Here is a 9292-nt window from a genome sequence, read left to right on the forward strand (position 1 = left end):
CGGAGAGAGGTGAGGCGAGACAGGTGGCACGGGCGACGGCGCGGGGGCTAGGACAGGGAGGTGGGAACGCGGACGCGGCGCGAGGGGTGGTGGCCGGGGGCGGGACGGGGGGGGGGGGGGGGGGGGGGGGGGGGGGGGGGGGGGGGGGGGGGGGGGGGGGGGGGGGGGGGGAGGGGGGGGGGGGGGGTGGTGGGGGGGCGGCCGCCTGAATGATGATTCGAACATACAACCCTGAGCGCGACGCAAGAGGCCATCGTGCTGTCACTACGCCAGTCGCTCTATCTGCCGCTCGACGACCTGTTGTACATTGCCCGGCAATACATCAATCCCACGTCTCTCGCTCGGGCATTGTCCGTTTGCTCAAGCGCGAAGGCATGGCCCGCCAGGAACCCTTCTATAAGGCGATTGGTTTCAACACGCTGCCCATGCAAATATAATATGACACAGATGCGGTTCAAAACGCTTCAAGCCCTCGGTTCGCAACAATAAAGATTGACACAACCAACGGGTTTCCACAGATTTCGGTCATGAGCGATGGCTACCATGCGGAAGTTTGGGGGGATTGCTCCGAGCAGGGCTTGGACTAGGCGCAACGTTTGCACTGCCCAAACATCGTTGGTGGATTCGGTGTTTATCTGGTCAAATGGTAAGCGTAAAGCCAGCCTTCCGATTACCCATATCTTTCGGATGCGAGATTGAAGCCAAGCTGCATATCCGCAAGGCGACGCATGCCTCGCCACATTACGATGTTTCCTGGCGGGGAGTCGTTGGAGCGTGCGAGGTAGCCCCCAAATTGCGCAATTTTTTCGAGATAGCGTGAAAGGGGCAGTTGCTCGCAGGATCTCTTGCTGTCTTTTACCAAGCAGTTGAGGAGGTCAATTTCCGCAGGCGTCAGCGCCATTTTTGGTTCGGCATCTGGACATGTGCGGTTGAGCATCGTCAGCCAGAAAATGCGCCAACTGATGATGCAAAAAACAGAGATCAGGTTGGCGAGCCGTTCCGCCGTACGCAGTCGGGACTCCTCCGCGTTGCACCCAGATTTCAGGATTTTGTGGAACGTCTCGATTTTCCAGCGCATGGCATAGCAATCAAGTTTTTCAATTGCCTAGCGCCGGGATGCGACCGGCAAGTCGGTGATTAACTTCCACTCGATGGGCTTCCGACTCACTAGCGTATCTCGTTCGCGCGCATGGATCACAGTCAAATAGAGAGCTGGATATCGGCTCTGCTTTCCAATGGGTGGTAGCACCTTGATGCGGCGATAACGGATTTCGAGAACTGCATCGACGATGTTCCCTTTTGGGTCTGAAGTCCGGACTCGATGCAGTCCTTTCAATTTCACTTTCTCCATCTCCTGAGCAATGGTATGACCGCCTTCGCCAGCCAATCGGTCGACACAGGTACGTACAAGGAAATGGGTGCCAACGTCTTGCGCAGTACAGAACAACTCGTAAATGTCGCTCTCCCGGTCGCCAATATGCACGCAACGCTCAGGATCGGAGAAAAGCTCGGTTGACTGTCCCAAATTCTCCAGCCATCGATAGCTTTCCTTTTCCTCGATCGGTACGCGCGTGGGATTGATCGTCTTCTTGAGCGCATTGCAGCCCTTGAACTTACTACGCGTCCAGAACTTGATCGCAGCCAGGCCAAGTGGAATACCTTCCGTCGTCACCGCCAAGCTCGAATGCATCAAAATGCCGCATTGGATCAGCTGTTTGCTGCGCCCATCGATCTTACGGATCCCGCTCTTTCCAATGAATCCAATATGCTCTGGCTGATCGCGCTGATAGGAAAACGTTGTTGTGTCTTGAAGGATAAGTATCGGGCCGTCCGCATTGGCGAAACGCTCGCTCGTCGCTTGGAAGTGCCCGCCCAATATGTCCTGCTCACTGATGCGGTCGTTGGAAAAAAAACGATAGGCGGCCTTCGTATTTGCCCAGTCCTGACAGGCAAATGGAATGCTTTGCCCCATGTTGACCAGAACTGCTGGAGCAACAGCTGAAAGCGCTTCTTAAGCCGCTCATCTCGGAAATACAGGCGACATTTTCTTGATCCATCCACGTCTACTCGTCTTCCGACGCCACCGGACGACGAGATGCGGAATCGCCTGGCGTCCTCCGCGTTGTCATCTGATTGCGATCAAATTCCTCATGTGAAAAAAGTTAACAGAATCGTTGAAAGTATACAAGCGAATTGTGGGTAATCGGAAGAAAGCCAGCACCGTCTTGAGTCTGGCGCCGAATTAATCGATGATGGCATCACACCGCTGGGAAGCGGCGTGTTTTTTAAGCAGAGGCGAACTGCGCGGCGCAGTTCCAGGGCAGGAAGTCGTCCACCCGGTTGACCGGATGATCGGCGATATTAGCCAGCACATGGCGCAGCCAGGCTTCGGGATCAACACCGTTGAGTTTGGCCGTGCCGATCAGCGAGTAGATCGCGGCGGCACGCTCGCCGCCGCTGTCGGCGCCGGCAAACTGGTAGTTGCACCGGCCAATAGCGATGCCGCGCAGGGCGCGTTCGGCCGCCGAGTTGTCGATTTCGATGGCGCCATCGTCGCAGTTACGCAGCAGCGCCGGCCACAGTTTGAGTGCGTACAGGATCGCCGCCGTCGTGTCGGATTTGCGCGACAGCGTGTCAAGCGTGACACGCAGCCAGCGTTCCATGTCGTCCAGCAAGGGGCGCGCGCGGCTCTGCCGTGCCTGCCTTCGCCCATCGGGCGGCTTTCCCCGAATCTCGGCCTCGATCACATATAACTCGGCAATGCGGCGCAGCGCTTCGGTAGTCAGCGGCGTCGGCCGCGCCGCGTGCAGGTCGTGGAACTTACGGCGCGCAAGCGCCCAGCAGGGCGCTTCGCGAACCGTGCCGTCTTCAAACAGGGCATTGAAGCCGGCGTACGCGTCGGCTTGCAAGACCCCTTCAAACCTGGCCAGATGGGTCTGCGGATGGATCCCTTTGCGATCCGGCGAATAGGCGAACCACACTGCCGGCGGGGCCGTATCTGCTGCGGGCCGGTCGTCCCGCACATAGGTCCACAGCCGGCCGGTTTTGGTCTTGCCGTTGCCGGGCGAAAGCACCGGTACCGCCGTGTCGTCGGCGTGTAGTTTGTTGGCCGCCAGCATGTGTTTCCGGATCGCGTCGACCAACGGACGCAGCAGCGCGCTGGCGGCGCCCACCCAGCTCGCCAGCAATGCGCGGTCCAGGTCGACGCCTTCGCGCGCATAGATCACGGACTGGCGATACAGTGGCAGATGGTCAGCAAACTTGGCCACCAGCACGTGGGCCAGCAGGCCCGGACCGGCGATGCCGCGTTCGATCGGCCGGCTCGGTGCCGACGCTTGCACGATGGCGTCGCAGCAAGCGCAGGCCAGCTTGGGACGCACATGGCGGATCACGCGGAGCTGGCCGACGTGAACTCGAGCTGTTCGGCCACGTCTTCGCCAAGCGGGCGCAGCCCGCCACCACATGGCATGCTGGCCAACTGGGTGAGTGCGGCAAAGCGCGGCACGTCGCTTAAAGTGGCCCCTGGCAGCCGCTCTGTGCCGGAGCTTGAGGCCGAGGTAACCAAGCTGCGCAAAGAGCTTGCCGAGGCCCGCATGGAGCGCGATATCGTAAAAAAGGCGGCAGCGTACTTTGCGCGGGAGTCGCTGCCAGGTACGCGGTCATGAAAACGTTACGACTCAACTATCCCGTCACCGTCCTGTGCCGCGTTTTTGGCGTCTCGCGCAGCGGTTTCTACGATTGGGCGAACGGCAAACCGTCGCAGCGGGCGCAGGACGACGCACGCCTGAAGGTCGCCATCGAAGCTGTGCACGCGCAGAGCCGGCAAACCTATGGCCCGCTACGCATGCAGCCAGAACTGATGGCGCAAGGCTTCCCGGCTGGCCGTGACCGCATCGTCCGCCTGCGTCGCGAACTCTCCCTGCGCTGCAAGCAGAAGCGCAAATTCAAAGCCTCCACGAACTCGAATCATGACTTGCCGGTGGCCGACAATCTGCTCAATCAGACCTTTGCACCGACCCGGCCGAACGAAGCCTGGGTGACCGACATCACCTATGTGGCCACCGGCGAGGGCTGGCTTTACCTGGTCGGCATCAAGGACGTGTTTACCTGCGAGTTGGTGGGCTACGCGATGGACGAGCGCATGACGCAAACACTGACAGCAACGACGTTGTGGAAAGCTGTGCGCAACAAACGCCCCACGCCGGGCTTGATTCACCACTCCGACCGTGGCAGCCAGTACTGCGTCCATGACTATCAAAAACTGGTGAAGCAGTTCGGCATGCAGCCGTCCATGTTGCGCCGGGGAAACTGCTATGACAACGCGCCCATGGAGAGCTTCTGGGACAGCCTGAAAAACGAGTTGATGCACCATCAACGTTACGCCACCCGAGCCGACGCGAAAGCCGCAATACAGGAATACATCGAAAGCTTTTACAACCGCCAGCGGCGCCAATCGCGTCTCGGCAATGTTCCGCCCGCATTGTTCGCTGAAAAATTCAGCAAACAGCCACGGGCGGCTTGAAACAAGAGTGTCCGTTATTGACAGGACACCTCAGGCTGACCACAAGCGCTTTACACTTGCCACAGACATCGATGTCTATTTCTGTGATCCGCACAGCCCTTGGCAACGCGGCAGTAATGAAAATACGAATGGACTGTTGCGCCAGTACTTCCCCAAAGGGATAGATATCGCAGCGTACTCGCAGGATCAACTCAATGAGGTAGCCCGCAAATTAAATGAACGGCCAAGGAAAACTTTAGAATATCTTTGATTACATCGAGATGTTTTACAATCCAAAGCGTCGGCACAGTTTCAGCAATGGCTTGTCGCCGGTCGAATACGAAAAGCGGTATTTCCAACGGCTCTTGAGTGTCTAGCAGACTCGTGGCGATTCATGTCATTGTTTTGCAAGCCACTTGTATGAAGAAAGTCACGTTGGGCCTACCTCTTTACCTGTGATTTTTCGATGCTCGCGGAAAGAACCTGCCTGATAGTAGCTGTCACGATCTCTGGCGATGTTAATGCCATTTGATGGCTGGAATCGACAACAATCTTCTTGGCATTGGGGTAGAGCGCTTTTACGTTTTCACGCGTTGCTTCGTCCATCCTGAACGCGCCGAAGTCGACAGCAATCGCGGTATTCGATGCAGGTTGATTGATAAGCCGAACGATTGGTTTGTCATCAATGTTAGCGAGACCATCTAGCATGTCGCTCGTATCGTCGATCTTTTCAATCTCGCGCCACACCGTTCGAGAAAAAGCGATCTGTCCCGCGATACGCGTCAGGAGTGGAAAGTCCTGGGTTTTTTTTATCATTCGTGGATAAATCGAGTCGACCAGCACGAGTGCCTTGACCTCGTCAGGATAGGTTCTCGCAAACAGCTGCATGTATAAGCCGCCCAGAGAATGCCCGACCAACACATAAGGTGGTTTTAAATCCTTGAGACGCAGTACTGCCCGCAATTCCTCGACGATAGTGCGGCCGTCGCGTGGGGTAGCGGTGGTCTCGCTGTTGCCGTATCCTGGCCGGTTGTAGACGAATACCGAAGCATCAAGGCCAAGCTGTTCCGGTACCGTGCCCCATTTATCGATTGTGCTGCGTGACCCGCTCTCGAGTACGACCACATCCGAAGAGCTCGGATGGCGAAGCGTCAGCGACTCAAGCCAACGGCCGTTAATCGGCTCAATGACCGGCGCTGGCGGCGCGGCCAGGGAGGGTATTGCGGCACCGAGATACACTAAAAAAGATACCGACAGGATGGAAAGAGGCTTGGACATTAGTGTCTCCATGAAATAAAACACCAGCATCTCCCACAACGCGGACAATTGCACTCATATTGCGACAGATCGACAGTACGTACGACGCTTGGCAAGCGGGGAGGTGTGAACTACATCGCCTTAAACAAGTGGACAAAGGTGCGGCTCACCAGCAATTCTCCGTTGTGACCTCGCATGCGCAAGAATAGCCGACTGGAGTCGTCACGATGGGTGCCGTCGAGCCAAGCCAGATTGATCAAGGTGGAGCGATGCACTTGCCAGAAAAGTTCAGGGTCAAGCTGCACTGCCAAGTTAGTGATGCTGGTACGGATCAGGAACTCACCAGTGAACACTGGCAACCACCGTGTACTTGTCATCCGCCTGAAAGAAACGCACACTGGTCACGTCGAGATGGTGGGTACGGCCCCCATGCGAAGCCAGGATGTACCGTAGGCGCGGACGTGACGGGCTGCATGTCAGTGGGTGCAACGCCTGCGCCGTTGCCGGCCCGGATGGCACCCTCAGGCGCGCAACAGTGCATGCCAACCGCTCGGTGCTCACCGGCTTGAGCACGTAGTCCAGCGCGGCGAGCTCGAATGCCCGTATCGCGAACTCGTCGTAAGCGGTAAAAAATACCACTCGAGTACTGCCCTCGATTCTCTGGGCGACTTCGAGGCCGGTCAGGCCCGGCATCTGAATATCGAGAACCGCGTGATCCGGCGCCAGCTCGGCAATGCGCGCGGCCGCATCCACGCCATCTCGAGCGAGATGAACGATCTCCACCTCAGGCCACAGTGCCAGTAACTGGTCGCGCAGGTAGTATGCCAAGTGTGACTCGTCGTCTGCAATCAGAACGCGTGGCATATCGACTCCAAATCTGCTGCGGCTGCACTGCGGGCGGGTCGTAGTCCATCAAGCTTTGAATGTTAGCCAGCGTGTTGAACAACAAATGCGGCTCGATTTGCGCTTGTAGTAGCCGCAGCCGAGCCTCAATGACGTCTTTCTGCAGTTGCTGATGACGCAATCGTGAGCGCCACCACGCCCAGTTGCCACCCATGACAAACAGCAGGAATACGGCAAATTTGGTCAGGGCGGACGGTAGCGAGATGAACATTCCCCACACGTTGAAATCAACCAGCACGGGAACGATGGTAAACCCGATGGTCATGCCCAGAATAATGCCGGCCAGTGCTAACACGCTGATTGCTATCCCTGCACCAAAGTCTTGTAGATTGGCCATCCGTTCGACCAGCGTTGCCGGCAGCCGGCATCTAGCACAACGCAACACGGCGAACAAGGTGTGTACGATGCACAGGCAGATACCGATGTTAGGTAGCAGCGACGACCACCACCAGCCAGGTCGGTCCACGCGACCGAAAATGGCGACGATTGCCATCAAACCGACGGCGAGGACGACCGCGACCACGGAGGCAAGAAAGAGGTGAGTGAACGTGGCAACGTCGCGCCGAGGACGCAGCTCCCACAACGAGCGCCAGCCATGAAGCAAGGTCGCTTTACCGATCATGAAATGGTGTCCCTCCGCATTGCCCCATGCGCGCCCGGTGCCCGCGTTCCTCCACCGCTCCACGCGGCGAAGACGGGTTATAACGAGCATCGATGTATTTGGTAACTGCCTCCTGCCAGTTGAGTTTATCGACGTACTGCGACAGCAGGGCGATGGTCTGTTGCATGCCCAGATCGCGGTAGTCGGTGCCTATCAGCATGAGGTTGCTTCGTGGACCGCCCACTCTCGACAAGCCGAGTCGTCCTGATATAACCAACATTTGCCAGTCCCAGCCGATGGTGACGGGCGCTGCATCCACGCTTAGCCACTCCGTGTACCCGCTAATGCCATCGGCGACCCTGTCGGTACCTGGCGGCGGGTGGTGTTCATCCAAACTTGACAGCAGATGAAACAGCACAATGCGTTCCAGATGGTCGCGTTGCAGGCGGATGTAACTGTCGGAAGATATGATGTACATGAGCGGTAAAATTTCTTGGCCTGCCGATGCAGTGCAATTCAACGCGAATAGCTTGACGCTTAGCTGTCTAAATGGCTTCAATATAGCGCAGAAGTCCTGGGGGACTGCACAATTGAATGCCTACAGGGAAAATTTTTCGTGACTGTTCAGCTGCTACGCGGCGGGCTGGATAGGATTGCCGGCGAAGGCGCGCTGCAGGACGGTGAGCATGCCGTGTCCTTGCTTGCGTTCGGTGCAACGTTCCTGCCTTTTGTGGCGGTGCTGCAAGCCGGGGAGCGGCGGCGCCTTTAGCGTCAGCGCATGCCATGCGGGCCCCTGGTCGCTTCAGGCGGCGGCGGTGTCGCAGGACGCCGCCGTCCTCCAAGCCATCGGATAACGTGTCTATAGTTCAATCCAACAAGCAAAAAGCGCGTGACCATTGATGATCATGGGCGGCCCGGCCCTGTGGGCACGGACACCGGCATGCCGTAGCAGCCGTTCAATGCCAATAGGCGATACCGTAATGAGCCGCTTCGCCCCGTGGGAGGCTGCGCAGTCGATCGCCTCGCGTAGCAATTGCGTGGCGGCGCAGGCGGAAAATTGCGCTAGTGCTGACGTATTGCGTTTATTGAAGTCGACCGCCGCAAACCGCGACAACTCCCACACGTCAGGACTGGATGGGATGTGCTGTCCTTGCATTAATTCCGGAAATACAGTACCCAGCAGATAGGGTTGGCTCGTGGGCAACAGGCGTGCGCAACCATTAATAGCATCGTCTCCATCTTTGGAAATGACGTACAGCGTATCGGGCTGGTCGAATTGATCCCATTCCCGGTTATCGACTGTGTCTAAGTCCCAGCCCAATGTTTCAACGAACACCTTGTACCGGTATCGCGCCATGTTCGATAGCAGTTCCTGCGACAAGGCAGTGGTTTTCCCCGCAATTACGTTCATTTCCGCTCCGATGGTTGCTTTACTCTACACGACAGCTGTATTAGACCCTCGAGTGCGAATTGGCGTAACTGTCAATTTTTACAGTCAGTCCATCTGTAACAAGCCTCACCGCCGGAAGCGATAATTATTTAAAAGAAATATTATATTTGACAACGTTTCTGGCTGCTGTTAATGTTCCTTCCGTCAGTTATTTTTCTGGTAGGGGATAGTGCATTGTTGACGATACACATCGAACATAAGCTCAAATGAGCGGCAGCGGAGCTATTGGATGAGTAGCGAGATCAGTTGGTGCCAGGACTACACCTATGCGTTGCTTGGTGCGAAAAACGAACACGAGTTTTTTTCCGTCATAGGCAAGGCCGCCCGAGAGCTGGGATTCGAGTACTGCGCGTATGGACTGCGAATGCCATATCCCGTTTCGGGTCCGAAAACCATGTTGCTTAACAATTATCCTGCGCCATGGCAAGCGCGATATGCCAGCGAAAATTATTTGTAACTGTTCAGCATGAGCAGTGTTTCAAAAAACAGTTGTAAACCTTTTCAAACCGGCTCATCATGCTGTCATGGCAAAAAAACGTACCCCTCCCGATCTCTCCGCCCTGACGCGCGGTGAGCTTGA

Annotated in this window: 9 protein-coding genes and 5 pseudogenes; 5 read left to right on the forward strand and 9 right to left on the reverse strand. The window is 56.9% G+C overall.

The window, feature by feature from the left end; genetic code table 11:
* Positions 1-222 precede the first annotated feature (222 nt).
* Positions 223-389 (forward strand): annotated as a pseudogene (locus tag CSZ94_RS29465) (IS481 family transposase); the annotation flags it as partial.
* Positions 390-670: 281 nt separating this feature from the next.
* Here CSZ94_RS29465 and CSZ94_RS28370 read toward each other — a convergent pair.
* From CSZ94_RS28370 to tnpC, 3 genes and pseudogenes are all read right to left on the reverse strand, one after another.
* Complete coding sequence (locus CSZ94_RS28370; protein ID WP_219726056.1) at positions 671-1078, reverse strand: IS4 family transposase; 408 nt, start codon at positions 1076-1078, stop codon at positions 671-673.
* A gap of 27 nt (positions 1079-1105) precedes the next feature.
* Positions 1106-1972, reverse strand: a complete 867-nt coding sequence (locus CSZ94_RS28375) for an IS4 family transposase (protein WP_219726057.1) — start codon at positions 1970-1972, stop codon at positions 1106-1108.
* 313 nt (positions 1973-2285) lie between these two features.
* A pseudogene (gene tnpC, locus CSZ94_RS26130) lies at positions 2286-3463 on the reverse strand (IS66 family transposase); the annotation flags it as partial.
* Between tnpC and CSZ94_RS26135 the strand changes: the two are divergent.
* The 3 pseudogenes from CSZ94_RS26135 to CSZ94_RS26145 all read left to right on the forward strand — a co-directional run.
* A pseudogene (locus tag CSZ94_RS26135) lies at positions 3432-4522 on the forward strand (IS3 family transposase); the annotation flags it as partial. The pseudogenes tnpC and CSZ94_RS26135 sit on opposite strands and share 32 nt — an antisense overlap.
* A gap of 34 nt (positions 4523-4556) precedes the next feature.
* A pseudogene (locus tag CSZ94_RS26140) lies at positions 4557-4772 on the forward strand (IS30 family transposase); the annotation flags it as partial.
* Positions 4762-4878 (forward strand): annotated as a pseudogene (locus tag CSZ94_RS26145) (IS3 family transposase); the annotation flags it as partial. The pseudogenes CSZ94_RS26140 and CSZ94_RS26145, both read left to right, overlap by 11 nt.
* 64 nt (positions 4879-4942) lie before the next feature.
* Here CSZ94_RS26145 and CSZ94_RS26150 read toward each other — a convergent pair.
* The 6 genes from CSZ94_RS26150 to CSZ94_RS26170 all read right to left on the reverse strand — a co-directional run bounded on the left by CSZ94_RS26150 (position 4943) and on the right by CSZ94_RS26170 (position 8673).
* On the reverse strand, positions 4943-5779 hold the full coding sequence (locus CSZ94_RS26150) for an alpha/beta fold hydrolase (protein WP_102124184.1): 837 nt from the start codon (positions 5777-5779) through the stop codon (positions 4943-4945).
* A 110-nt stretch (positions 5780-5889) separates the two neighbouring features.
* The gene (locus CSZ94_RS29030; RefSeq protein ID WP_258001221.1) at positions 5890-6135 is read right to left on the reverse strand and encodes a LytTR family DNA-binding domain-containing protein; all 246 of its coding nucleotides are present in this window, start codon (positions 6133-6135) and stop codon (positions 5890-5892) included.
* Complete coding sequence (locus CSZ94_RS29035; protein ID WP_258001222.1) at positions 6098-6586, reverse strand: LytR/AlgR family response regulator transcription factor; 489 nt, start codon at positions 6584-6586, stop codon at positions 6098-6100. Before CSZ94_RS29035 ends, CSZ94_RS29030 begins: the two co-directional genes overlap by 38 nt.
* Positions 6543-7283: a histidine kinase gene (locus CSZ94_RS26160; RefSeq protein ID WP_258001223.1), complete on the reverse strand. Its 741-nt coding sequence runs from the start codon at positions 7281-7283 to the stop codon at positions 6543-6545. Before CSZ94_RS26160 ends, CSZ94_RS29035 begins: the two co-directional genes overlap by 44 nt.
* Positions 7273-7740 (reverse strand): DUF4902 domain-containing protein, encoded by a 468-nt coding sequence (locus CSZ94_RS26165; RefSeq protein WP_102124181.1) that lies wholly within the window; start codon positions 7738-7740, stop codon positions 7273-7275. The genes CSZ94_RS26160 and CSZ94_RS26165 overlap by 11 nt, the downstream gene beginning before the upstream one ends.
* Before the next feature lie 381 nt (positions 7741-8121).
* Positions 8122-8673, reverse strand: coding sequence for an acyl-homoserine-lactone synthase (locus CSZ94_RS26170; RefSeq protein ID WP_102124182.1), 552 nt, complete (start codon positions 8671-8673; stop codon positions 8122-8124).
* Positions 8674-8941: 268 nt separating this feature from the next.
* Here CSZ94_RS26170 and CSZ94_RS26175 point away from each other — a divergent pair, with 268 nt between their 5' ends.
* Entirely contained in the window at positions 8942-9169 is a 228-nt protein-coding gene (locus tag CSZ94_RS26175) for an autoinducer binding domain-containing protein (RefSeq protein WP_102124183.1), read from the forward strand.
* The last annotated feature ends 123 nt before the right edge of the window (positions 9170-9292 follow it).

It is taken from the genome of Janthinobacterium sp. ROICE36 (assembly GCF_002869965.1).
GTDB lineage: Bacteria > Pseudomonadota > Gammaproteobacteria > Burkholderiales > Burkholderiaceae_D > Janthinobacterium.

Coding starts and splice junctions, on each gene's coding strand:
- CSZ94_RS26150 (WP_102124184.1), bottom strand. CDS start 5,779: ATGTCCAAGCCTCTTTCCATCCTGTCGGTATCTTTTTTAGTGTATCTC.
- CSZ94_RS26175 (WP_102124183.1), top strand. CDS start 8,942: ATGAGTAGCGAGATCAGTTGGTGCCAGGACTACACCTATGCGTTGCTT.
- CSZ94_RS26165 (WP_102124181.1), bottom strand. CDS start 7,740: ATGTACATCATATCTTCCGACAGTTACATCCGCCTGCAACGCGACCAT.
- CSZ94_RS28375 (WP_219726057.1), bottom strand. CDS start 1,972: ATGGGGCAAAGCATTCCATTTGCCTGTCAGGACTGGGCAAATACGAAG.
- CSZ94_RS26160 (WP_258001223.1), bottom strand. CDS start 7,283: ATGATCGGTAAAGCGACCTTGCTTCATGGCTGGCGCTCGTTGTGGGAG.
- CSZ94_RS26170 (WP_102124182.1), bottom strand. CDS start 8,673: ATGAACGTAATTGCGGGGAAAACCACTGCCTTGTCGCAGGAACTGCTA.
- CSZ94_RS29030 (WP_258001221.1), bottom strand. CDS start 6,135: ATGACAAGTACACGGTGGTTGCCAGTGTTCACTGGTGAGTTCCTGATC.
- CSZ94_RS28370 (WP_219726056.1), bottom strand. CDS start 1,078: ATGCGCTGGAAAATCGAGACGTTCCACAAAATCCTGAAATCTGGGTGC.